27 protein-coding genes and 2 tRNA genes are annotated in these 26,120 nt (G+C 39.9%); 10 read left to right on the top strand and 19 right to left on the bottom strand.

Translation table 11 applies throughout. The features are described 5' to 3' along the window. Positions 1-203 precede the first annotated feature (203 nt). A complete protein-coding gene (locus A37S_RS0102390; RefSeq protein ID WP_245586291.1) occupies positions 204-3,233 on the top strand; it encodes a basic secretory protein-like protein in 3,030 nt (1,009 codons plus the stop codon). A gap of 50 nt (positions 3,234-3,283) precedes the next feature. On the opposite strand, the gene A37S_RS0102395 is transcribed toward A37S_RS0102390, so the two are convergent. Continuing rightward, the gene (locus A37S_RS0102395) at positions 3,284-3,628 is read right to left on the bottom strand and encodes a GIY-YIG nuclease family protein (RefSeq protein ID WP_028295618.1); all 345 of its coding nucleotides are present in this window, start codon (positions 3,626-3,628) and stop codon (positions 3,284-3,286) included. A gap of 103 nt (positions 3,629-3,731) precedes the next feature. Here A37S_RS0102395 and A37S_RS0102400 point away from each other — a divergent pair, with 103 nt between their 5' ends. Beyond that, positions 3,732-4,502 (top strand): LexA family transcriptional regulator, encoded by a 771-nt coding sequence (locus tag A37S_RS0102400; RefSeq protein WP_028295619.1) that lies wholly within the window; start codon positions 3,732-3,734, stop codon positions 4,500-4,502. Between the two features lie 53 nt (positions 4,503-4,555). Here the strand turns inward: A37S_RS0102400 and A37S_RS0102405 are convergent, their stop codons facing one another. From A37S_RS0102405 to A37S_RS0102420, 3 genes are all read right to left on the bottom strand, one after another. Next, entirely contained in the window at positions 4,556-5,305 is a 750-nt protein-coding gene (locus A37S_RS0102405) for a class I SAM-dependent methyltransferase (protein ID WP_028295620.1), read from the bottom strand. A gap of 123 nt (positions 5,306-5,428) precedes the next feature. Then, positions 5,429-6,538 carry a S1C family serine protease gene (locus A37S_RS0102415; protein ID WP_028295621.1) on the bottom strand — a complete coding sequence of 370 codons (1,110 nt, stop codon included), beginning with the start codon at positions 6,536-6,538 and terminating at the stop codon, positions 5,429-5,431. 62 nt (positions 6,539-6,600) lie between these two features. After that, positions 6,601-7,167: an RNA polymerase sigma factor gene (locus A37S_RS0102420; RefSeq protein ID WP_028295622.1), complete on the bottom strand. Its 567-nt coding sequence runs from the start codon at positions 7,165-7,167 to the stop codon at positions 6,601-6,603. A 276-nt stretch (positions 7,168-7,443) separates the two neighbouring features. Between A37S_RS0102420 and A37S_RS0102425 the strand changes: the two genes are divergently transcribed. Both A37S_RS0102425 and A37S_RS0102430 read left to right on the top strand, forming a co-directional pair. Then, positions 7,444-7,626, top strand: coding sequence for a hypothetical protein (locus A37S_RS0102425; RefSeq protein ID WP_028295623.1), 183 nt, complete (start codon positions 7,444-7,446; stop codon positions 7,624-7,626). Between the two features lie 40 nt (positions 7,627-7,666). Further along, a complete protein-coding gene (locus A37S_RS0102430) occupies positions 7,667-7,864 on the top strand; it encodes a hypothetical protein (RefSeq protein ID WP_028295624.1) in 198 nt (65 codons plus the stop codon). Between the two features lie 79 nt (positions 7,865-7,943). On the opposite strand, the gene A37S_RS0102435 is transcribed toward A37S_RS0102430, so the two are convergent. From A37S_RS0102435 to A37S_RS26030, 7 genes are all read right to left on the bottom strand, one after another. Then, on the bottom strand, positions 7,944-8,987 hold the full coding sequence (locus A37S_RS0102435) for a quinone-dependent dihydroorotate dehydrogenase (RefSeq protein ID WP_028295625.1): 1,044 nt from the start codon (positions 8,985-8,987) through the stop codon (positions 7,944-7,946). A gap of 174 nt (positions 8,988-9,161) precedes the next feature. Continuing rightward, positions 9,162-9,563, bottom strand: coding sequence for an outer membrane beta-barrel protein (locus A37S_RS0102440; protein ID WP_028295626.1), 402 nt, complete (start codon positions 9,561-9,563; stop codon positions 9,162-9,164). A gap of 35 nt (positions 9,564-9,598) precedes the next feature. Continuing rightward, on the bottom strand, positions 9,599-9,952 hold the full coding sequence (locus tag A37S_RS0102445) for a nuclear transport factor 2 family protein (protein WP_028295627.1): 354 nt from the start codon (positions 9,950-9,952) through the stop codon (positions 9,599-9,601). 79 nt (positions 9,953-10,031) lie between these two features. Continuing rightward, complete coding sequence (locus A37S_RS23280; RefSeq protein ID WP_051292660.1) at positions 10,032-10,604, bottom strand: GNAT family N-acetyltransferase; 573 nt, start codon at positions 10,602-10,604, stop codon at positions 10,032-10,034. A gap of 1 nt (position 10,605) precedes the next feature. Next, positions 10,606-11,211: a hypothetical protein gene (locus tag A37S_RS26025; protein WP_028295628.1), complete on the bottom strand. Its 606-nt coding sequence runs from the start codon at positions 11,209-11,211 to the stop codon at positions 10,606-10,608. A 130-nt stretch (positions 11,212-11,341) separates the two neighbouring features. Beyond that, positions 11,342-11,695 carry a cupin domain-containing protein gene (locus A37S_RS0102460; RefSeq protein WP_028295629.1) on the bottom strand — a complete coding sequence of 118 codons (354 nt, stop codon included), beginning with the start codon at positions 11,693-11,695 and terminating at the stop codon, positions 11,342-11,344. Positions 11,696-11,707: 12 nt separating this feature from the next. Further along, a complete protein-coding gene (locus A37S_RS26030; RefSeq protein ID WP_051292661.1) occupies positions 11,708-12,088 on the bottom strand; it encodes a VOC family protein in 381 nt (126 codons plus the stop codon). A gap of 135 nt (positions 12,089-12,223) precedes the next feature. Between A37S_RS26030 and A37S_RS0102470 the strand changes: the two genes are divergently transcribed. Together A37S_RS0102470 and A37S_RS0102475 are read left to right on the top strand one after the other, a co-directional pair. After that, positions 12,224-12,775, top strand: coding sequence for a TetR/AcrR family transcriptional regulator (locus A37S_RS0102470; protein ID WP_028295630.1), 552 nt, complete (start codon positions 12,224-12,226; stop codon positions 12,773-12,775). An 89-nt stretch (positions 12,776-12,864) separates the two neighbouring features. After that, entirely contained in the window at positions 12,865-13,731 is an 867-nt protein-coding gene (locus A37S_RS0102475; protein ID WP_028295631.1) for an alpha/beta fold hydrolase, read from the top strand. Positions 13,732-13,744: 13 nt separating this feature from the next. Here A37S_RS0102475 and A37S_RS0102480 read toward each other — a convergent pair whose 3' ends face one another. Beyond that, complete coding sequence (locus A37S_RS0102480) at positions 13,745-14,275, bottom strand: NAD(P)H-dependent oxidoreductase (protein ID WP_028295632.1); 531 nt, start codon at positions 14,273-14,275, stop codon at positions 13,745-13,747. Positions 14,276-14,374: 99 nt separating this feature from the next. Between A37S_RS0102480 and A37S_RS0102485 the strand changes: the two genes are divergently transcribed. Next, positions 14,375-14,728: a winged helix-turn-helix transcriptional regulator gene (locus tag A37S_RS0102485; RefSeq protein ID WP_028295633.1), complete on the top strand. Its 354-nt coding sequence runs from the start codon at positions 14,375-14,377 to the stop codon at positions 14,726-14,728. 148 nt (positions 14,729-14,876) lie between these two features. Here A37S_RS0102485 and A37S_RS0102490 read toward each other — a convergent pair. Then, positions 14,877-14,949, bottom strand: a tRNA-Lys gene (locus A37S_RS0102490). A 322-nt stretch (positions 14,950-15,271) separates the two neighbouring features. Between A37S_RS0102490 and A37S_RS0102495 the strand changes: the two genes are divergently transcribed. Continuing rightward, positions 15,272-15,766, top strand: a complete 495-nt coding sequence (locus A37S_RS0102495) for a DinB family protein (protein ID WP_245586292.1) — start codon at positions 15,272-15,274, stop codon at positions 15,764-15,766. 112 nt (positions 15,767-15,878) lie between these two features. On the opposite strand, the gene A37S_RS0102500 is transcribed toward A37S_RS0102495, so the two are convergent. Further along, positions 15,879-15,951, bottom strand: a tRNA-Lys gene (locus A37S_RS0102500). A gap of 299 nt (positions 15,952-16,250) precedes the next feature. Between A37S_RS0102500 and A37S_RS0102505 the strand changes: the two genes are divergently transcribed. Continuing rightward, on the top strand, positions 16,251-18,455 hold the full coding sequence (locus A37S_RS0102505; protein ID WP_157278335.1) for a hypothetical protein: 2,205 nt from the start codon (positions 16,251-16,253) through the stop codon (positions 18,453-18,455). A 21-nt stretch (positions 18,456-18,476) separates the two neighbouring features. Here A37S_RS0102505 and A37S_RS0102510 read toward each other — a convergent pair whose 3' ends face one another. Beyond that, positions 18,477-19,229: a class I SAM-dependent methyltransferase gene (locus A37S_RS0102510; RefSeq protein WP_028295636.1), complete on the bottom strand. Its 753-nt coding sequence runs from the start codon at positions 19,227-19,229 to the stop codon at positions 18,477-18,479. A gap of 91 nt (positions 19,230-19,320) precedes the next feature. Between A37S_RS0102510 and A37S_RS0102515 the strand changes: the two genes are divergently transcribed. Continuing rightward, positions 19,321-20,277 carry a glycosyltransferase family 2 protein gene (locus tag A37S_RS0102515; RefSeq protein ID WP_036601005.1) on the top strand — a complete coding sequence of 319 codons (957 nt, stop codon included), beginning with the start codon at positions 19,321-19,323 and terminating at the stop codon, positions 20,275-20,277. A 37-nt stretch (positions 20,278-20,314) separates the two neighbouring features. Here the strand turns inward: A37S_RS0102515 and A37S_RS0102520 are convergent, their stop codons facing one another. From A37S_RS0102520 to A37S_RS0102535, 4 genes are all read right to left on the bottom strand, one after another. Next, a complete protein-coding gene (locus A37S_RS0102520; protein ID WP_084163721.1) occupies positions 20,315-21,538 on the bottom strand; it encodes an acyltransferase family protein in 1,224 nt (407 codons plus the stop codon). Positions 21,539-21,857: 319 nt separating this feature from the next. Next, entirely contained in the window at positions 21,858-24,095 is a 2,238-nt protein-coding gene (locus tag A37S_RS0102525) for an ATP-binding cassette domain-containing protein (RefSeq protein ID WP_028295639.1), read from the bottom strand. Between the two features lie 163 nt (positions 24,096-24,258). Beyond that, on the bottom strand, positions 24,259-24,603 hold the full coding sequence (locus A37S_RS0102530) for a helix-turn-helix domain-containing protein (protein WP_028295640.1): 345 nt from the start codon (positions 24,601-24,603) through the stop codon (positions 24,259-24,261). 146 nt (positions 24,604-24,749) lie between these two features. Then, the gene (locus tag A37S_RS0102535) at positions 24,750-26,111 is read right to left on the bottom strand and encodes a UDP-N-acetylmuramate--L-alanine ligase (RefSeq protein WP_028295641.1); all 1,362 of its coding nucleotides are present in this window, start codon (positions 26,109-26,111) and stop codon (positions 24,750-24,752) included. Positions 26,112-26,120 lie beyond the last annotated feature (9 nt).

Raw genomic sequence — 26,120 nt, forward strand, 5'->3', positions numbered from 1 at the left:
CTCGACTCATATGTTAAATTAGTTTTTTAAATGCAGTATATTTTCTAGATTAGCATCAAATCCATTCATATACGAACCATATGAAAAATATAGACGTAAAGACCATAATCAAACGCCATTGCCCAATACTTTTATCCATAGGTTTATCGATCTTTTTATGTTATCCAAGCTCGTTATACGCTCAGTATTTTGGACAGAATAAAATGCGCTATAAGACACTGGATTTTAAGGTAAAATCTACGCCGCATTTCGATTTCTACACCTATCTGAACAACGACAGCCTGCTCAGGAGATTTGCACAGGAAAGTGAGTTGTGGTACGAACTTCACCAGCAAGTTTTCAGGGACACCTTTGAAAGGAAAAACCCGCTCATCCTATATAACAACCATCCAGATTTCCAGCAAACAACTGCTACCTCTGGAGAAATCAGTGTAGGGACGGGTGGTTTCACGGAAGGCATGAAAAACAGGGTGGTGATGCCCCTGATGCAAATAAACAACCAGACACGGCACGTGCTAGGTCATGAGCTGGTGCATGCTTTCCAGTACCATTCCCTCATGGAGGGAGACTCCACTCGATTGGAAAATATTGGTAACCTTCCATTATGGATGATAGAAGGCATGGCGGAATACCTTTCCATAGGCAAAAAAGATGCCTTCACTGCCATGTGGATGCGCGATGCCTATTTAAACAAAGACATACCTACGCTAAGGGATTTGACCGAAAGTGGGCGGTATTTCCCCTATAGGTATGGGCAGGCATTCTGGTCTTATGTAGGTGCCACATATGGCGATACGGTCATTGTCCCACTTTTCAAAGCTACCGCAAAATATGGCTATCAAAACGCCATTCAATATATATTTGGATATGATGAACCCACGCTTTCTGGATTGTGGCGCAGTAGCGTAGAGAATGCTTATGCTCCGCTATTGAAGGATACAGCACAAACTCCTTTGGGAAACATGGTCATCAACAACAAGAATGGCGGCAATATGAACGTCTCTCCAGCCATTTCTCCTGACGGAAAGTTGATAGCTTTCCTGTCCGAAAAAGAACTTTTCAGTATAGACCTATTTTTAGCTGATGCAAAAACTGGAAGGATCATCCGAAACCTGAGTAGTAGGCAAAGCAACTCCCATATTGATGAATTCAGCTATATCGAATCTGCGGGCTCATTTTCTCCCGACAGCAGAAAATTTGCGTTCAGTATCTTTAGTGGAGGAAGAAACAAATTATTGATAGTCAATGTCGAGAACGGCAAAACCATCATGACGGAGGGCATGGGCGATGTAGGTGAATTTTCTAATATCACTTGGTCGCCCGATGGAGTACACGTTGCCTTTTCGGGTCTCAAAGAGGGACAAAGCGACATTTTTATGTACAACATAGAAAACAAGACGCTTACGCAGCTTACGAATGATCCTTATTCGGATTATCAACCCAGCTTTTCTCGAGATGGAAAAAAGATCGTTTTCAGCACCGATAGACTTTCATATCGTGGAGAAGATGGGGAGGTAGCGATACCGATGACAATAGCTGTTTTGGATATCCAATCAAAAGCAGTTTCAGTAATTGATGTGTTTCCCAGAGCAAACAATCTCAATCCGCAATTCGGCAGTAACGATGAGCATATTTATTTCCTTTCCAACCGCGACGGTTTCAGAAATCTATATAAATATACCTTGGCTGATGAAAAAGTGGAACAGCTCACCGACTATTTTACGGGTATAAGCGGTATTACCGAATATTCGCCGGCGCTGAGCGTTTCCAATGAAGACGATATCATTTACTCCTATTACCGGTCTCAGCGCTACACCATTTACAATGCCAAACCCGAGGACTTCAAGGCCACCGAGGTCTCCCCTACCGAGGTCGATTTTACGGCAGCTATGCTTCCCCCTCCCCAGAGCTATGGGGTAGATGTCGTAAATACCAATCTGGGCAATTTCAATCTCTTTCGAAGAATAAATAGTTCTTTGATAAAACCCATACCCTACAAACCAAAATTCCAACTGGATTACCTACAGGGAAGTGGCGTGGGAGTAGCGGTGGGCAGTCGTTACGGAGCCGGGCTTGCCAGTGGTGTGCAAGGCATATTCTCTGACATATTGGGCCGCAACCAGCTGTTTGCCGGACTGGCCATCAATGGGGAAATATATGATTTTGGTGGACAATTTGCCTATATCAACCAAAAAAGCCGTATTGGCTGGGGCGGCTCCGTTTCGCATATACCCTATATGTCGGGACTAATGAGCTATGGGCAGGAAACCATCAATGACATCACGTACCTAACGGAAAACACCGATATTATCCGGACATTCCAAACACAAGTCGATGGTTTCGCCATGTATCCCTTCTCTAGAACTACCCGTTTTGAGTTGGGCGCTGCTTTCGCCCGATATGGTTACCGCATTGACCGCTTTACCAATTATTACCAAAATGGTTATTACTTTGTTGGCAGCGACAGAAGACGAATATCCAACGAGGAGGCCTCCGCCACCTATGGAGGAAATTTTGAAAGTTTCACCTTACCGCAAGTGAACGCTGCATTTGTGGGTGACAATTCATTCTTTGGAGTGGCCGCACCGCTGAACGGTTATAGGTATAGGCTAGCAGCAGAGAAGTACTTTGGGCGGTTCAATTTTACGGCATACACGGCAGATCTAAGGAAATACAACCGTTATAAGCCCGTCACCTTAGCTGCCCGTGCTTATACATACATGCGTGTAGGGGACGGAGAAGACCGGTTGTTCCCGTTGTTTATTGGCTATCCGTTCTTGGTACGCGGTTACGAATCTGGATCATATTATAATAACAGCAATAGCTACTCAAACTCCAATGGATTAAATCAACTGATGGGTAGTCGAATGGCAGTCTTCAACCTGGAGGCGAGATTGCCATTCACTGGCCCGGAAAGACTGGCACAGATAAAGTCGGGTATGTTTTTCTCCGATCTGAATGTGTTTTTTGATGCAGGTATCGCATGGAGTGCCGGTGACAAGCTCACCTTCTCAAACCCTCAAAAGGTAGGAGAACAGCAATATATTGATAGTTCCAACGGCGAAATAGTTACGGTAGATATATACGAAAGAGCACCAGTGATGAGTGCCGGCATATCCCTTAGGGTCAATGTATTTGGTTATTTTGTGCTAGAGCCATACTATGCTTTTCCATTCAATAGATCCGATATAAAAGCCGGAACCTTCGGGCTGAACTTTGCCCCTGGATGGTAGTTTACTCAACAAAATCTTCCTAGAAAGACTATCGTATTTGGATAGTCTTTCTAGGAATGAAAAACGCGCGGCATACTGCTCAATTGCACCCCTGCTGTTAGCATTCTCTCCATATCCAAACCAATACTGAGATCTATCCAGTCTGTATTGATCGCCCTTATTATGCGCTCCTTTTGAGGACGAGTATATATCTTAAGAGTATTAAATCGCTTCAAAGCTATATCTTCTCGGTCATATTCTTCAAAATAGACCAAACGAGAAACCTGATTCGGAGAGTCAAAAAAAAGTTGCTTATTACGCTTATAGAATTGTACAGTGCTCAATAAATCACCCGTAAGGCCAACATGTAAGCTTCTTCTATTGCTGTCGGTAAGAATATAAACGAATTGCTTCATGATAAAAATCTAACTAAAATTTCCTAAAACCAAAATAAGTTACTAACTTTATTGGCACAATATTACTAACAATTTTAGTTAAAACAAATTTATTTAGAAAAAAATGTCCAATATAGCATCCAATCTGAAGTATCTGCGCAAGAAAAAGAAAAAGCTTACGCAACAGGAATTCGCAGAAGCTATGAATATAAAACGCTCTTTGGTAGGAGCTTATGAAGAAGACCGTGCTGAACCTAAATATGAATTATTGAAGAAATTTGCCGATTTCTTTGAGTTGACAATGGATGAGTTAGTCAATGAATCCATTGATGATAAATGGAAGCGAACGCCAAAAAGTGACAGTTCCAATCTACGAATACTAAGTATTACGGTAAACGAAGATGAACAAGAAAACATTGAATTAGTCCCTGTAAAAGCAAGTGCTGGGTATTTAAATGGTTACGCAGATCCAGAATACATTAGCGAGTTACCCCGTTTCAATCTCCCTATTTTCAAACAAGGAACATACCGAGCATTTGAGATAAAAGGTGACTCCATGCTTCCCTTGCAACCTGGCACCATCATCGTTTGTGAATATGTAGAACAATGGAACGACATCAAACCGGGTCAAACGTACGTAATTATCTCCCAAAGCGAGGGGATTGTATACAAAAGAATTGCTTACAAATTTAAGGAAGACAAGGGACTTAAATTGCTATCGGACAATAAGGTCTACGACCCGTACTGGATCGCTCCCGACGATATCCTTGAAATATGGAAGGCCAAAGCTTTCATCAGCACCAATTTCCCAGAGGTTGCTGCAGAACCAACTCTTGAGTCGCTTACCAACATGATGTCTGATATACAGAAAACGATAAAAAACATGAAGAATTAACTTCCAAATAAAGGTGCCACTGAAGTCGGTGGCACCTCTTCAAAAACCAGTAGTCAAAACCTTCCGAGAAACAATAAAGTTTTGTATGACAACCTTACCCTTCCATTTTCTTCATGGTTATCAAAAAGTTTCTTCAGTTCCTTCTTCAAACCGCCGTTATCTTTCTCTTCATTTGGCATGTAAGAATAGGAATAGGTCCTACCCAGTAGTTGGGTGTAATCAATAAAGGTTTCATAATTATAGATTTTCTTAACAATTTGATCATTCCCGAAAAAAGAAGCGAGGTTTTCACCTCTCTGATTCCTTTCGTTAAATGCCGTTAAATCTGTCGAGAAAGCTTCTAAAACTTTCTCATATTCCCTTTCAAAAGCGGACATATTACTTCTCATATTCCAGATAATGGCTACCGCCCCGCCTTGTCTTATTATTCGCTCAAACTCTATCCTGGTTTTATCAAAATCAAACCAATGAAAGGCTTGGGCACAAACAATCAAGTCTATTGCATGATCGGGCAATCCAGTTCGTTCAGCTTCGCCATTCATCAAATGGCAATTAGCCAGGGCTTCAAGGTGAGCACCGGCCTTATGCCGCATTTCTACATTTGGCTCCACAGCATATATGGTACAGCCCCATTGGGCCAATTGCTCCGTAAAAATGCCCGTGCCAGCCCCAATTTCGGCGACCGTCATGTTGGGAGTCACACCAAGCTCCTGTCGCAGAAAATCCATCATTTCAACAGGATAAGCCGGTCTAAACTTATCATATTTATCTGCTCGCAAGCTAAATCTCTCCGTGTTCTTCATAAATGCTAATTGCCATAAAGATGCCACAACATAACGTATTATCCAAATATTTTACAAAGCATAAAGCCCCTGCTTTTGGCAAGGGCTTTATCAATTGGCGTTTACTCTATCGGCAATATACCGTCAATAAACTTTTACCATAAATACAAAGTCCTGAATTTTCTTTATCTGCTCCGCCCTATTCAGCTTACCCAAATTATTTCTTTTATTGAGCACGATTTGCTCGCCTTCCACGTCTGCCAGTTCCTCCAAACTCTTCAGAAGAAATTTGGTCTTTATCGCAAAAGCAGCTCCATCCGCCTGCGTCTGCTTTCCCTTAACGATACCTATTATATTACCATGGTTATCCACCAATGGTCCGCCGCTGTTACCTGGATTCACGGGAATAGAAACCTGATAGGCAATGGTGTCTCCAGCGTAATCTGATTGACTACTTAGATACCCTCTACCATATACCGCCTCATCCCTTGGGAAACCAATTGTAAACACATCCTCTCCTATATCCGAACTCCCCTTTTTGAAAGTGTAAGGTATTGCTGCAAGGCCCTCAAAGTTTGGATCATCTATCTGAAGAATGGCTATATCGTAGCTTTTATCCATATGAACCACTTTGGTTTTATACGATTGCCCATCATTGCCCTGCACATAAATAGAATCTGCCCTATCCACCACATGGTAATTCGTCACCAGATAGCCATCAGAAGAAAGTGCAAAGCCAGTAGCACCATAATGACTGGGATTTATCCCCTTGTCCTTCTCCGTACCGTCACTATTCTTCTTGTTGAATTCTTTCACCAAGGCGTTCTGGCGCCTAGCTATACTATTCATATCCCTTCTCAAGGCAGAATACTGGGACGAATTGTCCTTTACATTGGTAAAATAGCCTGTCAGCCACAAGGTCGAAAAAACGGCCAAAAGAGCTACAGAAGCCGCCACCAAGGAGTTGATCTTATATTTGTTCCAGATACGGACTACTACCGGTTTGTGCGGTTTGGCACTTAGCCTAATTTCGTTCATATCCAATTCGGCATGGATGGCATCCATTTTCTGCTGCAAATTGACCCTATCTCCGTACAAGCCGAGATATTTGAGAAAACTTCTATGTTCTTCCAACTGAGTTTGCGCATAAGGAGTATCATTGCAATAGCGCTCAAATTCTATTTGCTCCCTTTGACTTAGCTCCCCTTTAAGGTAAGCATCGGCCCATTCCAAAAATTCCTGATCGCTTCTCATCCCTGCTTATTTTCTATTTATATGGCACTGATCTGATAAGATACGACGCCCAAAAATGCAAATTAATTAAAAAACAACTTCTTAAGCCGCTGCAGGCATTTATATTTCTGCGTTTTGGCATTATCAGTGCTAGTATAACCAAACTTATCGCTGATATCCTGCATAGACATATTGTAGATATAGAAATCTTTCAATATGCTTTGGCAGGGTTCACCTAAACGCTTCATAGCAGCTTCCATCATAAAAAATTGCTTGTCACGTTCTTCCATCCATTCTATCTCATTCACCAAGGGGATAGAATCTTCAAAATCCTCTATATTGAGACTATATCTATCTTTTTTCCCCAGTCGCTTAAGCCATAAATTGCGGCAGATAGAATAAATAAATGTTTTTAGCTGGCATTTCAGATCCAGCTTCTGCTGTCCTATCCTGTCGTAAAGCGCAATAACAGCCTCCTGAAATATATCTTTGGCATCATCTTCCGATCCACTATTATGAGTCACGAAACGCAGTGCCATAGGATAAAATTGCTTATATAAAATCTTTAACGTGTCTGAATTTCCTCGTTTAATACCTTCCAACAACGATACGTCATCAGCTACGGTCTGCTGCTTTTGCTCTTTGCTCACTTATTAATACACTTAATTGATAAATGGTAACCCAAATTTATTCATTTTATCGCTATTTATAACTATGATCCCCTCTTTACTTCATTGAGTTTGATATCGGCCATTCACCATCTAAACAAAATATATTACTGACAAGCAGCTATTTAAACTAAACAAATCCAGCAAAAGGCAAGCCCGAAAAGAAAAAAATAAAATTGTTGGGTTACCTTTATAGCTTTAGAGGTATAAAAGGTAAATGTAAAACAAGTTATTGTTTAATTAAAACTGGAGATTATAATGAAAAACGCATTCAAATTTGGATTTTTTGGCTTAGCATTGGCCATTGCAGTAGCATCTTGTGGTGGTTCTGAAAGTAAAACTGAAGAAACTGCAGACACAACTATCGAAGTAGTTCCTACACCAGATGATACTTTGGAAGTTGTTACTGACACAGTCGTTACTACCGATACAATCCAATAAGAAAAAGAACAATTTAATAAAAAAAAACAATTAATTAACAATGAAAAATCTATTCAAATTTGGCTTTTTGGGCCTTGCTTTAGCACTAGCTGTAGCAGCTTGCGGTGGTTCTGAAACCAAAACCGAAGAAACTGCAGACACGACTGTAGAAGTAGTTCCTACACCAGATGACACTATTGAAGTTGTTACTGATACTGTTGTTACTACTGATACTTTAGCTGAAGACACTGATCACTAAGCTGAAAAGTATTTTTTCAAGAAAAGCCATTTGCTAATAGCAAATGGCTTTTCTTTTTATTACCCGCTTTCCAAAAGCGCTATTTATCCAGTCTTTTGTCTTTTAACAAAGCCTTACAGATTCTCTTGACCAATACTGGTCCCTCATATATAAACCCGGTATATAACTGGATTAAGGATGCACCTGCTGCAAGCTTCTCCTTGGCATCTTCTGCATTGTGAATACCTCCTACTCCAATTATCGGAAAAGATCGATTGGATTTCTCGGAAAGATATTTGATCACTTCGGTAGAACGCCTGGTCAAGGGGCGACCGCTCAGCCCTCCTATTTCCTTTGTCAGTTCGGGAGACGATCTCAATCTTTCCCTCGTTATTGTTGTATTGGTTGCTATCACCCCCGCAATCTTGGTTTCCTGTACGATACTGACAATGTCATCTAACTGACTGTCGGTCAAATCGGGAGCAATTTTCAACAAAATCGGCCTTACTAGCCCATTCTTGCCATTGCGCGATTGCAACGTATTCAAGATATGCATCAAGGGCTCTTTTTCCTGCAAATCCCTCAACCCCGGAGTATTGGGAGAGCTTACATTCACCACAAAGTAATCGACCACATCAAAGAGAACATCGAAACAGGTCACGTAGTCATCAACGGCTTTCTCATTAGGCGTACTTTTATTCTTGCCTATATTGCCCCCAATAATCAGCTTGTCTCTATGCTTCAACTGCTTCAAACGTTGTGCGGCAACCTCCACTCCCTGATTATTAAAGCCCATGCGGTTGATGATAGCTTCATCATCCACCAAGCGAAACATACGTGGTTTATCATTACCAGGCTGCGGCCTAGGTGTTACCGTACCGATTTCAACAAAGCCAAAACCCAAGTCTGCGATCTCTTCAACAAACTCGGCATTCTTGTCGAAACCAGCTGCCAACCCAACGGGATTCTTGAATGTAAGGCCAAAAACATGTCTCTCGAGACGAGGATCATCATAACAAAATGAAGAGCGAATTAATTTTGAGACACCGGGAACAAGACGCGTATTACGCAGCCCTGAAGTAACCGCGCGATGGGCATCCTCGGGTTGTAAAAGAAAAAAAAGGGGCTTCACCAATTGATACATGAGGCAAAGGTAAATAAATTTTCCACTTGTTATTAAAAGGATTTATTGACTCAAATAAAGCTTACGAAGTGTTGGCTGACCCTTAGTGACTAGGCTTACTTTAATTACGGATGGATTTGTGAGATAAAATCAGATGAATTTATTAAACCCGCGGTCTTAACATATTGCATGACTTCATTGTGTTATTATCCTTTTACTTTCGCTTTCCTCACTTTCCCGTTTTTGCCTTACTTTTGCGTTGCCGCCAAAAGACATCGAATACGTAAGCCTAATTATGGGAAATTTCCGAGATTCAGGATAGAATATACTAGTGCTTTTTCCGTTAAAAGCTTCTGGTGTAAGTATTCCGTAATCGTTTCTGTATTTAATTGTGCTTAGCATGTCATATACCGATAGCTGAAGGATAGCTTGTTTTTTTAGTTCCTTTTTTATACCGGCATTTAACGAGCCGAACCGACCAGTTTTTACAGTACCGTTATAGGTTGATGAATTGTAAAAACCCGACAATTCAAGAGATAAGTTGTCTGTCATTTTAAACAAGTGACTACCGTTAATGGAATAAAGTATTGTTTGCATATAAAAATTGTTAATTAACGGAAAGTATAAGACGATTAGGAAACAAAAAATTGTTGGCTGATAATTTTTCCCTGACTGACTTTATACACACATAACTCATCAATATTTCTTTTCTTGCCATCAATGAGAAAGGCAATGAAAAACCTAATTGTAAAATAGTTTTCTGCGTGAATAGCTTCTGAGATCTCTATGTTGTAGATTTCTACTTTAGAAAGAAACAATTTTTCAACCTCAATTAATCTCGACAACCCTTTTAACGGTTCAGGACGAGGATTGATTGGGTCGATACTTTCTGCGTCTTCACTAAAAAGATCCTCATACGCTTTTACAAACTGCTGATTTCTTAATAATTGAATAAGATGCCGCGAAATGGATGTTATTGTTTGCATTGTTTTTACTAAGTTAATTGTAGATTTATCGTGAATTCGTTTACGTCATTTATTACATTCATATGGTCCTTAAGGACAATTACTGTTCGCCTATTATTCCTTGTTGTTCCTGTACAAAATTATTAAGTACATAAGTAAGCATCCTTTCTACATTTTCGTGGGTATGCTGAAATGTCTTGGGAATCAATCTGAAATTTAGTTTTTCTAATATTTTAACGGACGCTGGGTTATGAGCAGATGGAAAAGCAGTGATCATGTCAGCCTCCATTTTTTCAAATCCAAAATTAATAACTGCTGCTAAGCCTTCTGCCATGATGCCTTTCTTTTGAAATTCAGGTAGCAATTCGTAACCGATTTCTAAAGAGCTATTATCTACATCATAATTCCAAAAGCATATCGCACCGATTAAAGCAGATTCACCTTTATAAGAAATCGCCCAAAACACACACGCATGCTCTTTAAATAGCCTTTCAATTTTTTGGATATAGGCTATCGCGTCATTTATACTCGTGAAAGGTTCTTTCCCTGTCAATCTTGCTACTTTAGGATCTGATCGTAGTTGGTAAATTGCCTGAGCATCTGAAAAGGATAATCTTCGTAGATTTAAACGTACGGTTTCTAATACAGGAAATATTGAAAAGTTAGTATTCATCTTAAAAAGGAGATAAGTTTTTGGCAATACCATTTTTATCAAATACTTGAATTAAAGGATTGCCAATGCTATCCACGATAATGCTTATCCTGGGCTTTTCATCCGGGCCATTAATAAACAATCCCGCATTGCCATTTTCTGTTATTAGTTTCAAACGTGAAATATTGCTACCTGGTGTACCAGATAAATCTTTATCCATAATCAGAATTCCTGCTCTAAAGTTATTTCCATTTAGATCCTCTTGAGATAATAACCCTATTGCATCTGCATTTGCATAATCAAAGGAAAGAGCGCGTAAGCCAGAATTATTCATTGTAGAAAGAGCAAGCCCACCTATTTCGTCCCCTTTTTCATCATAAAATATGATGCCAGCTGGAGCAATTTTTCTTTTATATTCCTTCCCTGCAATAATCGGGTTTGGCATCAGTTCTTGATTGGATATAACCATCCTGTTATTTCCTGCTTCATCAACAACATTAATACGCTTGACTGATATTTCCTCGAAAGAAGCCGTAGACCTGTTGTTGGAATTGAATGAGTAGATGAGCAACAGCGTAGTGACAGCCATGTAAATCATCATGAATAATTGTAAAAAGTTCTTTTTCATGTTAGTATAAATAAATAATCCGAATAAAATCCCACGGTTTATGGCTATTAATCTTTGGTCAAAAAATCAATAATCAAATTTTCAAATTTATCCTTACTCTGGATATTCGTAAGGTGAACTACAGGAAGTATTACAACTTTTCTACTTCTTCGGGAATTACGAGAAGCAAGGTGCAACCCGATTCGGACTTAACGGCATGTTTAGAATTAGGTGGCGTAAACAAGTAGTCTCCTTCCTCCAATAAAGAACCTTCAATTTCACAACTTCCCTGTAAAACAAAAATTTCTTCTCCAGCCGGGTGATTGTGGTACGGATATGATGAACCAGGTTCAAACTTTAATAAGATGGTAGTAGATCGTTGTTTTTCCTTATCAAACCGAAGTGATTTCACAAATACACCTTTGTAATGAATGCCCTCTTCTACTAAAGCTGTCCATACCTTTTGTTCCGATCTTACGATGTAAGCATCAATGTTCTTTTTCATTTTTTTGTTTTTTTATTTTTCAGCATGAAGGCCAATATGATTTCCTTCCGTGTCTTCTACTATGGCTATAAATGCAGCCGGAATTTCTGTTTTTGTTGTAATAACTTTTCCTCCCGATTTTTCAACCCTATCGAGAACTTTCTGAAGTTCTGGATAGGCATTTAGATAAACAAGTGTTCCTTTATTTGAAGGAAATCTGCTGTCAGATTTGATCAGTACTCCGGTTATTCTTCCTGACTTTTTGCCTATTACACTCACTTGTTCGCTGAAAGTGCCAATTGAAGAAATGCCTTGTTTCATTACTAGTCTTTTTTGATTGTTGTCTTGCGCAATAGCATGAAACCCCAGAATTAGGAGTGAGATTATTGAGTAAGTTTTAAATACCTGTTTCATCTTTTTAGATTTATAATTGTTCTCTCAATATTCATTTTAAGAACTAAATTCACGGAACAATATTAATACTTTTTTTTATAAAACGTACAGACTTGTCTGTTTTATTTTTTATTTTTGCAAAAACAATATTAGAAAATGTCAAAAGCAAGGGAACGGATTTTATGTGCCACAAAAACCCTGTTTTATAAGCAGGGATATAATGCCACAGGAATTAATCAGGTAATAGAAGAGGCTGATATAGCAAAATCAACGTTGTTTCAGCATTTTGCTACTAAAGAAGATTTATGCAAACATTATTTGCAGCAAACAAGTGATGACACCATTTCCTATCTGGAACAGCTGCTTTCGGGTAAAGGAAGTGAGAAAACCAAAATAAACAAGCTCTACGAGAATCTTCGGAATGATGTTATCAATAAGGAATTTCGAGGATGTCACTTTCACAATATTATCTCCGAAATCTCCGATAAGAATGAAGTACTATTCCCTATTGTACAAACACACAAAGAAAAATTGCGGATGATTTTTCATAAAATATTTGAAGCGGATACCGACAAATCTTTTGCTGATTTCGCATTTATACTTTTTGAAGGCACCCTGATCCAATGTCAAATACAGCAACAGCAATGGCCAATTGATAGTGCCAAGCAAACTATGAACAAATTATTGGAAGAAAGACAAAAAGCATGAAGCAGGGAATAATTCATATTGTTATGATTTTCATTCTATTGACAATAATCCACATGGAAAGCCATGCCCAAACAGTAAATAATAATAGGATGAATACTGTCTATTACAAAACAGTCGAGGTAAACGGACTCGAAATTTTCTATATCGAAGCAGGCGATAAGGCAAATCCCACTCTCTTGCTCTTGCATGGATTTCCTTCCTCGTCTTTTATGTTCCGTCATTTGATCCGTGATTTGAAAGATAAGTATCACTTAATAGCTCCCACTTATCCTGGGTTTGGTCTTAGTTCGATGCCCTTAATTGAAAAATTCGATTATAATTTTGACAACCTTTCTGTCATCATCGAAAGATTTATCGACACATTGGATATAAAAAAAGCGACCTTTTTGATGCACGATTATGGCGGCCCCATTGGTTTTCGGATTTTAATGCGTCGCCCTGAGTTATTGGAATGTTTAATTATCCAAAATGCCAATGCTTACAAGGAAGGACTTACCGAAAGTTCCCAGCCCTTATTTGATTTATGGGAGAATCCTAGCGTTGAAAACAGAAAGAAGGCAGCTCAGTTACTGACTATTGACGGAACAAAATTTCAATATTATGAAGGTGCATCCGACAGCTTGAAGATTGAGCCATCTGCAATTTATACAGATCAGTATTTTCTTGATAGACCAGAAAACAAAGAGATACAGCTGACTTTACTTTATGATTACAGGCACAATGTGGAAGTCTACGATTTATGGCAAAAACAATTGGCAACAATACAACCCGCCACATTGATCATCTGGGGAGAAAACGATCAATTCTTCTCAAAAAACGGAGCTCTGAAATATGGAGAGGATATAGAAGACATTGAATTTCATTTCTATCCTACCGGGCATTTTCCATTGGAAGAATTTCATACCGATATTGCACAGAAAATTGACAATTTCCTATCTAGGAAATTGGTGCGATAAAACCAGTTCTCTATTAAAGATTTTCCAGAAAACCCATATACCGGGGAACGCTTCTTTCTATCCATTCTTTTTTGCTATTCAATTCAACTCCATAATAGGCAAAAAACGACCTGTAATCGGCTCGCACATATTCAAAGGTCAGTTCAAAAGGGCGGGTTAATTCAGCCAATGTATACTTATATTTTGCCATTGCATTATATTCATTTTCATCTATTCCAACGGATATTGCCAATGCGATTTTCTTTCCCGAAAGCTTGTATCCGCTTTTGCCGCCATAGGCCCAACCGTAGGTGAGAACCTCGTCCAGCCACTTTTTAAAGAGCGGAGGACAGTTAAACCAATAAAATGGAAACTGAAACACTATTTTGTCGTATTGCTCTATGAGTTGTTGTTCCGCACTTACATCAATTTTCTCATCAGGATAAACCTCGTACAACTGGCGAACGTCATATTTATCAGGATATTTGCTTAGTTCTTCATTCCATCTATGATTGATTAACGAACGCTTTATATTAGGGTGGATAATTACTATTAATGCTTTCATATACAGTTTATATTACGTATTACCGCACAAAAGTAATCCAAAAAAAACTAAATTCGTCTGTAGACAACTAATTGTATGGTACTATAAAAAATGTAAGCAATGGCAAAAATCAAGGAAACTTCCACAAACTTTTCAAATAAGCAGGCTTTAGCCAATGATTGCCTAGAGGTATATGCATCCAATATAATAGGTGGTCGGTGGACACTAGCAATATGTTGTTATCTGATAAACGGAAAACACAGATTTGGAGAACTGAAAAAATGTTTACCAAATATAACCGAACGAATGCTGACATTGCAATTGCGCAAATTGGAAGAAAACAAAATTGTAAAACGAACGGTGTATGCTGAGGTTCCACCTCGCGTTGAATACGAGCTAACACAGATTGGATATGCCCTAAATCCAGTTATCAGAGAACTTGAAAAATGGGGCAGAAAACATAAATCACTTTAGCCCTTATAGTCACCAAAGGAGCATGTTCTCCCGCATTGTTTTCAATCTCAATTTTCTGGACTGACAGGCCATCTATCAAAACAACAATAAGTCACAGAAGAAGAAAAAAAAGGGACAAGTCTTTCTTTTTTAGACTTGTCCCAAGAGGTGATCCCGCTGGGATTCGAACCCAGGACCCATACATTAAAAGTGTATTGCTCTACCAGCTGAGCTACGGAATCTTCAAATGAAAAACATCTCCTTTTCGTTAGCACACGCACTTCTAGATGCGCTTAAGGCCTTTTCAAATGCCGGGGCAAAAGTAAGTATTATTCCGAACAAATGAAAATTAACTTAAAAACCTCTTTTCTTCCATCACAAAGTCTATTATAAATCCGTCCCAAATGCCATTACATTACCTCCCCTAACCCACACATCTGAATTGGGACAATAATGAAACCACCCGTAAACATTTATTTATAATCGAGATACTTGCAGCAATGAATCGCCATCAAAAACTTAACGTTGCTCATTTTGTTATCTTTATTTAAAACTATTGTCATAATGATTCAAGACCTGATACAAGAATTCGAACATGAAGTAAATAGCACGCGTAAACTCTTACAAGCGATCCCTGAAAAGGATCTTGGCTATAAACCGTCGGAAATTTCCTGGACGATGGGCGAATTGGCCCAGCATATTGCTACCATCTATTACTGGTATGTGGGCGCACTTACTCAAGACATTTATGACATGGCTGCGGATCACTTTAAACGGGGTGATGCCAATGATATCAAAGCTACCTTGGCGTTTTTCGAAAATAATGTTGAGAAGGCCAGAACCGCTTTAAATTCGCTTACCGAGGAGAAGTTGAAAGACGATTGGATTATGAAAGCAGGAGAACGGGTAGTTCTTGGTCCTATGCCAAGGGGTATTGTGGCCCGTGGATTTCTTTTTAATCATATTTATCACCATCGTGGCGAAATGATTGTTTATCTACGTGCTACGGGGAATAAGGTTCCCGGTATGTACGGGCCTACTTATGAAGAAAGTAAATAAAAAAGGTTAAATAAGTAGAGCAGGTTTTCTGCTGAATTACCAGATTTCTTTTTTGAAAATCCCATTCGAAAAGATTTCAATAAAAAAGCCCCAACATCTGCTGAGGCTTTTGTGATCCCGCTGGGATTCGAACCCAGGACCCATACATTAAAAGTGTATTGCTCTACCAGCTGAGCTACGGAATCGTTATTTTAAAGCTCTTTCGAGGCCTTAACCCCCTTTTTGAAAGAGCTGCAAAGATAGAATCTTTAACATTATCTTCCAAAGATAAATCAACAATATTTGAACTTTTCTTTTAACTAATTAAATTTCAATCTAAAAATATTCACCCATATAGTTAACTATAAAATCCTTTCAATTTTGGCCTTGATTTACGCCTTGCATACCTCGATTTAAATTGACAAAAAAAAGTCGCAGATAACGTTTATCTTTCAAACACCAAGGCAATCTCATTATCTTTGTCCGATAATTGCACAATACCACCATGATGTCAATTGCTCTACTCATACTTTTCCTTGCATGTTATATTTTTGTGATTTATGTCTATACCGACAAACTTCGCAACGAGGTAAAAAGCTACTTTGCGCCAACGTATCAACCACTATATTACCTTGGCATCGTTTTACCTGGACTATACCTCTGGTGGATCCTCCGAGAGGAACAGTTTATCTATTTCTACGATTATTCCAACTATTGGATTAAGTCGGCCATGTTCCGAAATTTCTTTTACGATTCTGCCGTAAATGGTTTGAGACAAGTGTATCATTCTATTAACTTTGACGAGTACAATTATACGCCAGTGGTACTTTTGGCCTTGTGCCACAAGTATATCGGCTTGCAGTTCGGCGACTATATTATGTCGATGTATCTCATCTATGCCATTCCATTCAGCCTGATATTTACCAATTTCGTCCTCAAATGCCTACCCCAATCCGTAGCTCCCCCTTGGAAAATCGCTCTGCCGTATATCATATTGCTCTTTGCTCCCGTATTAATACCCTTACGTCTGGGCTACATAGATCTTTGCGGCCTTATCCCCATAAGCATCTTACTAAACATTTTCGTAGACAGCTGCTACTTGAGAAAAGTAGACATAAAAAGTGCCGTAAGCATCGGTCTATTGCTACTTGTTGCAGTATTCCTGAGGCGATGGTACGCCTACTGGGTGGTCGGATTTTTCCTGGCTGTTTTCATCACCAATGCAGTGTATGCCATACGATCCAAGAAGCTCATTATCCTGAAAAATACGACTATCAATCTTTTCGTTGCCGGTATAGTTCCCTTAGCAATAGTCCTCCTGTTCTTTTATCCTTTCTTTGAGATGAGCGTATTGAAGGATTATTCCATTGCCTACGCGGCTTACAAGGGGAATTATTCATGGGCCATTGTGGCAACAGCTTTTCCCTCATATTGTGGTAATTCATTATTTATTGCCATTGTAGTAGGCGCAATATGCCTGTACTTCCGACAAAAGTTCTTCCTTATCTTGTTTTTACTCATCACTTGCTTTGCGGTAATGTTGTTCTCACGGACAGCCGACCTGCTTTCTTTCCAGCATTATTATTTGCTTGTTCCCTTGGCCGTTTATTGTTTTATCTTCGCCATTTGCAACCCCAAATTATCCAAAATAATAAGATATCCACTTATAGCGCTGTTCCTCTTTAACTTTTTATTCGTATTCAATGGCAGCTACAAATGGCGAAGGAACAGTAAGTTTATTGATAATAGTCATTTAGAGAAAGAATACACGGGCAACAATGCCCTAGAGATGATAAGACGCCATAGCCTTTTCCTATTTTCGTTTGTAGACGCGGGGCCCAAGTTCAGGCCAGACGTAAAAGAAATAAACAGGATGACCGATACACTCACACACTTACAAAATCGGGGAAATAAAGTCTACATAGTAGCGAGTTCTTCTATTTTCAATGACGATATAGTACGAAACAGTCAGCTGCCAGATATCAATAGTCCCATTTTCCATATGTCACCGACCCAGATGATCGACTATAGGGATCATTTCCCCAACGAACTATTCATGGCAAACTATGTAGTGGTAACCGATCCCGTACAAACCCATATGGAAAGACAACGCTTCATCACCTATTTCAATGAGGAAATCCTCCGCGGAAACCTAAGCCATCATTATCAGCAGGTTGCAGAATATGCCTTGCAAGACGGCATCAAAGCCTATCTGATGAAGAAAAAATCGGGACTAAGTGAAAATGAAATTAATCAGCTATATCAATATTTCAGGCATAATTTTCCAGATCACCCACAAATGTATGCCATCTATACGCCCGCGTTGTTCGCTACCTCTTTGGAAGACGGCGATTATTGGAATCCAATCCAATTTGTGAACGACAGCACCCTATACTTTTCTCCCGGCAGGGAGCATCCTAGCAGCATGCACTTAACATTTGATCAACGTTCTACAAGTCTCCAGTTCAAAGCCGGCTTCGGCGATAGTCCAAATCTAAAGCAGCAAGACGGCCTGATGCAACAGAATAAGGTGTTCCTGCTTTTAAAACAAAATAATAAAATCATACAGAAAGTCCTTATAGACCATCAAGGAAACAAGGTGTTCAACATAGGCCCATTGGCGAGTTGCACACTTGACATTATAGTGGAAAAGGAACAAAATAACCTGGAAAAAGATGACTTTTACCTGTGGGATTTCAAAAAACATTGAACACCAAAATACCTTGTACTTTTATGCTTTTTTGCTGCTATCCTTTTTGACGATAGCAAATGTACTTACTCCAAAGGGATAGGTAATCCACCGCATGGCCTTGTTTTCAACTTTCATCCAAGAGACAATGACCCTATTGATCCACGATGGAGTAAAGAATAACTGATTTGCCTGTGCCTTACCTCTAGTGAAAAACCTTGAACACAAGCGATATAGGACCGTGGGAAAGAAAAGGAGAAAATTCCAATATCCTGCTCTCAGGACCGCAAAACCAGCGGCATGAAGCTTTTTCAACAGGGTAGTCTTATCGTATCTCTTGAAATGCTGGTTTATGACATCATGCTCGGACCATAAAAATCGATAAGCAGGCACGAATATAATGGCCACCCCACCATCTTTCAGTAATTCGGACCAGTTGGACAGAGCCCGTTCATCGTGCTCCAAATGCTCCAGGCAGTCGGAAGCAATGAGCAAATCGAAACTGCCGGCCGCGAAATCTGGTGCTTCCCCGTCCATTAAAAAGGCATTAACCATGCCTCTTGAATGACATTTATTTATGGCATGCGGGCTATTGTCCACCAGGTACAAATCAAGATACCCTTGCTCTTTCAAATGCCAGGCAAGAGCACCTCCCGAAGCCCCTATATCCAGTATCTTGGCCTCTTTAGAAACACCTAGTTGCTTGACAAGCTGCAAAACAACATGCCTTCTTGCCATGAACCACCAATGTTTTTCCTCCAGTTCGTGATACTTCTCTTCATACTGTTTGTCCATCAACAGCAAATATAACCTTTAAGCATAGTATAGTTTTACCCATTAGTGAGTAAATATTTTTCGGGAACTAAATTTTATCTATTTTTAGCTTATGAAAGAATCATTGCCATCCGTTGATTTATCCGTTATAATCCCCATATACAATGAAGGGAGAAATCTACTGGAACTTTACCAAAGACTCTTGGAAGTTGTACCAGGCATCAGTTCACAACACGAATATATATTTGTCAATGATGGTAGTAATGACGACTCCCTACAGCACATTTTAGCACTGTGTCAGGAGAATGAACATGTATTTTACATTGACCTAAGCAGAAACTTTGGCCAGCAGATCGCCATCAGCGCCGGGCTGGACATTGCAAGGGGGAAAGCTGTGGTGATCATGGACGGTGACCTGCAAGACCCACCAGAACTGATACCCAAGCTGTATGCCAAATATCGCGAAGGCTATGAAGTGGTTTATGCCCGACGTGGACAGCGCAATGGCGAGAGTTGGTTCAAAAAATATTCGGCCAAACTGTTTTATCGCGTGATGAATTGGGCAAGCTCCTTTGAATTTCCTTTAGATGTGGGCGATTTTCGTTTGGTAGACCATAAAGTAGTGCAATACCTGAACCTAATGCCCGAACAAAACAAGTTCCTAAGAGGGCAAATCGCCTGGCTAGGCTTCAAGCAGACAGCGATAGATTTCGACCGCGATAAAAGAAAAGATGGGAAAACCGGTTATAGTATCACCAAAATGCTAGTGCTTGCGTTGGATGCCATTACCAGCTTTTCAGACAAACCCTTACTATTCGTCACCCGATCGGGATTCCTCCTCTCCGGCCTTTCTTTTTTACTTATCCTTTATGCCCTTTTTGCTTATTTTGTGTTGCAACGTACCATTTCCGGATGGACCTCTATCATGGTAAGCTCCATGTTTTTGGGAGGCATACAACTTATCTCCATAGGCATTATTGGAGAATATGTGAGAAGGATCAACAAAAACACGCAAAATAGACCTCTGTATATCGTTAGAGACAGCAATATCATTTCCCAAAAGGAGTAATTGTTGCTTTCTAAGCAATTATCGCACAAGGGGCTAGCTATCCGCGCAACTTCAAATTCAAATTGGCACCGATTGTTTTGGATGCGACAGACGAAGGACTAGGCAATATCGCAATCTTTTTCTTTAATCTCAAGAAAGGCTTTTCCACAAAAAAATAGAGCAATGCGCCTATAGATACACTTAAAAACAAATACAACAAAAAAGATAGTTTATTAGTATACTTACCTGCAAATGAGAAATAATTAACCATAATGTAAGGAACCAATATAGTCAAGACAAAACTACCATGAACCAAATAGATAGCGTAACTTAACTTATTGCTACCAAAAGTTATAATCTTCTCAATCCAATGAACCCCTGGCTTTATGTAAAATACAGCTGGCAATATCAGAAACACGATAAGGGGTGCCAAATTTAAATACAAAAAACCAAATTGATTGTGTGCCAACCTAACACTTCCAATTGCCCATTCCTGCTGTTCAAAAGATTTACCAAAGTCAAAGGCAAAGGAGAAAAGTATCAGAATAGTCAGAATAAGGGTAACGGAAATAGACAATAACAAATAACGAGAACGCTTAAACAATTGTGGATGAAATTGATAAAAATAAGCAGCCAATAAACCTAATGCTGGCCTATCTAAATACAAAACCACCCTATTCATAAAAAAAGTCATAAACTCGCCTAGATCTTGCTGGGTATGAAAGTTGTAGTAATAGTATTTTAATGAGTTGCTAAAAACGATGAGCGATAAGGCAAACATCAGCATGAAACTTTTCAAGGAATTGCCGCACCACCTTAAACCGATAAACAACAGTATAACAATAGAAATATAAAACCATTCTTCTACGCTTAAACTCCAGGATTCCAAAAAAAACACAGGCATTTCTTTGTTGAAATTCTGAATAAAGAAAAAATATTCATATAAATTTATCGATCCCAAACCAACTTGTTGATATGATTGTATGACGGCCAACACGACAATCATCACATAATAGCCTGGTAGGGTTTTTAGCCATCTTCGCCCCATGAATTTACACAAATCCGTCAAAAAAAGCCCTTTAGTACGAACTATCTGGATAAGTTGGTTTCCTATCAAAAAACCACTCATTACAAAAAATATGGTAACTCCATCTACCATGACCAAAGCCATCAAGAAACTCTTAAAATAGCCGTCCCCAAAAAGACTATGAGAGTGAAAAAGCAGTACACTCGCAATTGCATAGCACCGTAAGGCGTCTAAGCCGAAATTTCTTCCATTCATCGTTTCACGAAGATTAAAAATTGGAAATAGATCTTGGTTAATCGAAAATTATCATGTTATAAAAATGCGAATAACATATTTATAACATATTGATTATCTGCATATAACAGGCAAATCAACTCCAATTACAGGATGAAATAAAGACTATTTTTCCGGATTTACAATAGCAAATTCAATTAAAATATTGCCTTAGATTTAAGGGCTAAAAGGCAGTGAAATCGGGCTTAAAGGGACGCTAGATAGCTCCTTGGAGTAGTTCTCAGTGCCGATATACTCATGCGGTGCAAGACAGGCTTACATCGGACTCAACAAAAATGTACTATAGGAATGGAGCAGTTATACTATTTGGTGAAGATTTCATTTCAAGTGGCGTTCCGCTGAATATTACCTTCCCCCCTCTTTCGCCTCCTTCAGGTCCTAGTTCTATTAGCCAATCAGCCTGCTTGATGACTGCTAGGTTATGCTCCAATACTAGAAGGCTATTTCCTGCGTCCACGAGCTCGTTAAACAACTTCAATAACTGTTTCACGTCATCCATATGCAGACCCGCCGTCGGTTCGTCCAATACATAAATACTTCCTTTACGCTCAAGGTTGCTTGCTAGTTTGAGCCGTTGCAACTCGCCACCAGAGAGCGTAGACAACGATTGGTTGAGATATAGGTAATCCAAGCCAACCTTGGCAAGATTGTCCAATTGGGAGACAAAGGACATTCCCTTGAAAAAGAGAAGACTCTCCTTCACCGATAAGCCCATTACTTCCGCTATATTCTTACCGTGGTAGGTGTAGTGCAACACTTTTTCATCGTAACGACTCCCACCGCAGGCTTCGCATACGGTTACTATGTCTTCCATAAAAGACATATCGGTAACGATTACGCCTTTTCCTTTGCATTTTGGACATGCCCCCTTTGAATTGAAGCTAAAATAGGATGCAGATATGTTGTTTTCCTTTGCAAACAACTTGCGAATTTCATCACCTATATCGAAATAGGTGGCAGGGGTAGAACGTAGATTGACCCCGATGCTCTTTTGTGAAATGGAGATTACATCCCTTTCCATTTCCCCGATAGCAACCTCAGAAAGTGAGCTTTTGCCCGAGCCAGCAACTCCGCATAAGACACAAAAGATTCCCAAGGGGATATCGACAGACACATCCTTCAGGTTGTGATAAGTTGCGTGTTGTATACTCAACCAGCCCTTTGGCATCCTAGTATTTTCCTTTATAGCCACTTTCTCATTTAGGTCTTTGCTAGTCAGGGTAGCGGTTTTCCGCAACCCATCCAAACTGCCCATATACATTACTTCTCCCCCATTGGCACCAGCTCCTGGCCCCATATCAATGACGTATTCCGCCATATATATAAGATCAGGGTTATGCTCCACCATAATTAATGTATTGCCCTGTTCCTTTAGACGAACAAGGGCATTCTTCAGGCGAATGATATCGTGCGGATGCAGGCCCGAGCTCGGCTCATCCAGCACATAGACAATGTCCGTAAGCGAACCATTGATATACTTTGCGATCTTAACGCGTTGCGCCTCTCCGCCAGAAAGTGTCCCCGATGCCCTACTAAGGGTAAGGTAGCCAAGACCAATATCAAGCAATGCCTTCAACCTCTTGCTTAGCTCCCGCTTAATGTCAACGGCCAAGGGAGCGTCTATCTCATCCACAAAGCCCAAAACTTCGTCCAAAGGCATTAAACATATATCCGAGATATTCTTGCCCATAATCTTGCATGAGCGGACGCGATCATTTACACGCGTTCCATTACAGGCAGGACATTCCTCCAGCGTCATCAACTCGGCCAAGCGCTTAGCGTGCCGCTTCCCTTCATCTTTGTTAATTATACTGCGTTGCATACGTGGAATCAATCCCTCATAAAGCGCAGTATGCGGCCATTCGGATGGAGGATTCTTCAGCTTTTGTTGCGGAGCGTAGAGGAACAATTCCAGCTCTTGAGGTGAGTAGTCTTTTATCTTTTTATCAAGATCAAATAGCCCGCTGTTGGCATAGCGTTTCCACCTCCAAAAACCAGCATGAAAGGTGGGGAAATCGATAGCCCCTTCATTTAGGCTTTTGTCAAAATCCACCAGCTTCTTTACATGGATCTCGCTACGGAAACCCAGCCCATCACAAACGGGGCACTTACCATCTGGGTGATTAAAGGAAAATGTGTCCGAATAACCAATAAACGGCTTACCTATCCTAGAGAAAAGCAGGCGCACGAAGGTGTAGATATCGGTATAGGTACCTACTGTAGAACGTACGTTGTCCCCTAATTTCTTTTGGTCTATGATAATGGTGACAGGTAGATTTTTGATGACGTCTACATGTGGACGACCATATTTGGGCAAGTAATGCTGTACAAAACTAGGGAAGGTCTCGTTTAGCTCGCGACGGGACTCCGCAGCGATGGTATCAAATACCAGTGAAGATTTTCCAGAACCAGAAACCCCAGTTACTACCGTGAGTTTCGATTTGGGAATCGACACGCTAACGTGTTTCAGGTTATTTTCTACCGCATTGATTACGATAATATCGTTATTTTCAGACATGAAAGTGAACTTGTTAATTTGCGCGCTTACTAAGGCAACAAATGTACCAATTCGACACAGAAAGCATCACTACAGACATAAAAACACACCTTAGGTATAAGTTATAAACGAAAAATGGATGCCATTTTGTGGCATCCATTACATTTTTAACGAAGATGCAAAATTAACTGGGCTTTGAATAAGTCTTACGCAACTCTTCATAAAGCTCAATAACCTTTTTCTGCAACTCGATCACCTCTTCATTGCGCTCGTTCAATTTCTTAATAGCATCCTCCAAAGCGGTATTATACTGCTTTTGCTCTTCAGAGTCATTAAATGTCAACAGCTGTACAACGCTCATGTCAAAAAGCTTGGAAATCTGCTGTAAACGAGACAGATTGACATCCGTAATACCTGTCTCAATCTTTGAGAACGCAGGAATAGAAATATCAAGCTTCTTTGCTACATCTTCCTGACTCCATCCATTCTGGTGTCTTAACAACCTTATTTTTTTTCCTAAAGATTTCATTAGAACAATAATTTGATTTGTGGGAATCGGTTAAAAGCTGCATAAGTCATGTAGGCAGCAATCAAAGATCCTAAGCGAAATAGTTTCTTAAAAGCCTTTCCTCGAATCCCGTCATTCTATTTCTTGAATCAAATATAGTAATTATATTAATTTTCAAAAAAATTATCTATATACTTAACAAAATTGACGCCACCAAAGTTACCTGAACTCATAAATAAGAGATTTTTATTGTGATAATCAAGATTTCTTAGATATATCAACAAATCTTCTGCTGAGTTGAAAAACAACAAATCTTCTCTGTTAAAAGATTGCTTTAATATTAACGGATCTATAGGTTTTTTATTTTTTTGCTTAAGTGATTTTTCATCAATAAAAACGGCAGCCGTTTCGGCAGCAGCCATTGCATCTTTATATTGCGCCAAAAACTGATCGTCAAGGCTACTAAAAGTATGCAATTCCACCACGGCTATCAGTTCTTTATCTGGATACTGCTCGCTCAAGGCTTCTACGGATGCCCGCACTTTTGATGGCGAATGCGCGAAATCCTTATAAACAATGCTGCCATCTTTATCCGCTACATATTCCAGGCGTCTAACTGCCCCATTGAAGGTTTTGATGGCATCGTAAAAATCGTCTCTGGTTATACCGAGCCATTCGCAAACCGTATAGGCCCCAGCTAAGTTCGACAAGTTGTGCCGACCGAATACCTGCAAGGGGATATCCCCCTGATTGGTCTGGAGATAGGTAACCCCCTTGTTGATGGTATAACTAGGCAAACGATAACCATGCGTATTGATCTTTGCGTTATTTTCGTTGACCAACTTCTGCACTTCTTTATCATCTTTGTTATATACCAATGTCCCTTTGGGAGATATACTTTGTATGAACAACCTGAACTGCTCCACGTAGTCGTCATAGGTAGGAAAAACATTGATGTGGTCCCACGCTATACCGCTTATGAGTGCAATGTTTGCATGATAGAGCAAGAATTTGGGTCTTTTGTCTATCGGAGATGCCAAATACTCATCCCCTTCAACAATAATCAATGGCGCATCCTTCGTCAAGCGCACCATGGTATCAAACCCCTCCAGCTTGGCACCTACTAAGTAATCAAATTCCCTATTGAGCTTTTTGAGCACATGCATGATCATGGAAGTAATAGTTGTCTTACCATGACTTCCCGCTACGACTACCCTCAACTTATCTTGTGTTTGTTCATACACAAATTCAGGATAGGAATAAATGCGCAAGTCCAATTCTTGGGCTTTCAACAATTCTGGATTATCTGCCTTGGCGTGCATCCCCAATACCACCGCATCGATGCTTTGGTCTATAAGTTCCGGATGCCAACCTATTTCCTTTGGAAGAAGACCATACGCCTCCAGATTTGACTTGGAAGGTTCATAGATAAAGTCATCGGATCCTGTGACAATGTAGCCTTTTTGAGCGAGGGCGATGGCTAAATTGTGCATAACAGCACCTCCTATGGCAATAAAGTGAACACGCATATGCTATTC

Origin of the sequence: Olivibacter sitiensis DSM 17696 (genome assembly GCF_000427965.1) — a bacterium.
Taxonomy (GTDB): Bacteria; Bacteroidota; Bacteroidia; order Sphingobacteriales; family Sphingobacteriaceae; genus Olivibacter; species Olivibacter sitiensis.

What these genes read in the sequence shown, in the direction of transcription:
- A37S_RS0102390 (WP_245586291.1), top strand. Translation starts at nt 204, where the DNA reads ATGCGCTATAAGACACTGGATTTTAAGGTAAAATCTACGCCGCATTTC.
- A37S_RS0102395 (WP_028295618.1), bottom strand. Translation starts at nt 3,628, where the DNA reads ATGAAGCAATTCGTTTATATTCTTACCGACAGCAATAGAAGAAGCTTA.
- A37S_RS0102400 (WP_028295619.1), top strand. Translation starts at nt 3,732, where the DNA reads ATGTCCAATATAGCATCCAATCTGAAGTATCTGCGCAAGAAAAAGAAA.
- A37S_RS0102405 (WP_028295620.1), bottom strand. Translation starts at nt 5,305, where the DNA reads ATGAAGAACACGGAGAGATTTAGCTTGCGAGCAGATAAATATGATAAG.
- A37S_RS0102415 (WP_028295621.1), bottom strand. Translation starts at nt 6,538, where the DNA reads ATGAGAAGCGATCAGGAATTTTTGGAATGGGCCGATGCTTACCTTAAA.
- A37S_RS0102425 (WP_028295623.1), top strand. Translation starts at nt 7,444, where the DNA reads ATGAAAAACGCATTCAAATTTGGATTTTTTGGCTTAGCATTGGCCATT.
- A37S_RS0102430 (WP_028295624.1), top strand. Translation starts at nt 7,667, where the DNA reads ATGAAAAATCTATTCAAATTTGGCTTTTTGGGCCTTGCTTTAGCACTA.
- A37S_RS0102435 (WP_028295625.1), bottom strand. Translation starts at nt 8,987, where the DNA reads ATGTATCAATTGGTGAAGCCCCTTTTTTTTCTTTTACAACCCGAGGAT.
- A37S_RS0102440 (WP_028295626.1), bottom strand. Translation starts at nt 9,563, where the DNA reads ATGCAAACAATACTTTATTCCATTAACGGTAGTCACTTGTTTAAAATG.
- A37S_RS0102445 (WP_028295627.1), bottom strand. Translation starts at nt 9,952, where the DNA reads ATGCAAACAATAACATCCATTTCGCGGCATCTTATTCAATTATTAAGA.
- A37S_RS23280 (WP_051292660.1), bottom strand. Translation starts at nt 10,604, where the DNA reads ATGAATACTAACTTTTCAATATTTCCTGTATTAGAAACCGTACGTTTA.
- A37S_RS26025 (WP_028295628.1), bottom strand. Translation starts at nt 11,211, where the DNA reads ATGAAAAAGAACTTTTTACAATTATTCATGATGATTTACATGGCTGTC.
- A37S_RS0102460 (WP_028295629.1), bottom strand. Translation starts at nt 11,695, where the DNA reads ATGAAAAAGAACATTGATGCTTACATCGTAAGATCGGAACAAAAGGTA.
- A37S_RS26030 (WP_051292661.1), bottom strand. Translation starts at nt 12,088, where the DNA reads ATGAAACAGGTATTTAAAACTTACTCAATAATCTCACTCCTAATTCTG.
- A37S_RS0102470 (WP_028295630.1), top strand. Translation starts at nt 12,224, where the DNA reads ATGTCAAAAGCAAGGGAACGGATTTTATGTGCCACAAAAACCCTGTTT.
- A37S_RS0102475 (WP_028295631.1), top strand. Translation starts at nt 12,865, where the DNA reads ATGAATACTGTCTATTACAAAACAGTCGAGGTAAACGGACTCGAAATT.
- A37S_RS0102480 (WP_028295632.1), bottom strand. Translation starts at nt 14,275, where the DNA reads ATGAAAGCATTAATAGTAATTATCCACCCTAATATAAAGCGTTCGTTA.
- A37S_RS0102485 (WP_028295633.1), top strand. Translation starts at nt 14,375, where the DNA reads ATGGCAAAAATCAAGGAAACTTCCACAAACTTTTCAAATAAGCAGGCT.
- A37S_RS0102495 (WP_245586292.1), top strand. Translation starts at nt 15,272, where the DNA reads ATGATTCAAGACCTGATACAAGAATTCGAACATGAAGTAAATAGCACG.
- A37S_RS0102505 (WP_157278335.1), top strand. Translation starts at nt 16,251, where the DNA reads ATGATGTCAATTGCTCTACTCATACTTTTCCTTGCATGTTATATTTTT.
- A37S_RS0102510 (WP_028295636.1), bottom strand. Translation starts at nt 19,229, where the DNA reads ATGGACAAACAGTATGAAGAGAAGTATCACGAACTGGAGGAAAAACAT.
- A37S_RS0102515 (WP_036601005.1), top strand. Translation starts at nt 19,321, where the DNA reads ATGAAAGAATCATTGCCATCCGTTGATTTATCCGTTATAATCCCCATA.
- A37S_RS0102520 (WP_084163721.1), bottom strand. Translation starts at nt 21,538, where the DNA reads ATGAATGGAAGAAATTTCGGCTTAGACGCCTTACGGTGCTATGCAATT.
- A37S_RS0102525 (WP_028295639.1), bottom strand. Translation starts at nt 24,095, where the DNA reads ATGTCTGAAAATAACGATATTATCGTAATCAATGCGGTAGAAAATAAC.
- A37S_RS0102530 (WP_028295640.1), bottom strand. Translation starts at nt 24,603, where the DNA reads ATGAAATCTTTAGGAAAAAAAATAAGGTTGTTAAGACACCAGAATGGA.
- A37S_RS0102535 (WP_028295641.1), bottom strand. Translation starts at nt 26,111, where the DNA reads ATGCGTGTTCACTTTATTGCCATAGGAGGTGCTGTTATGCACAATTTA.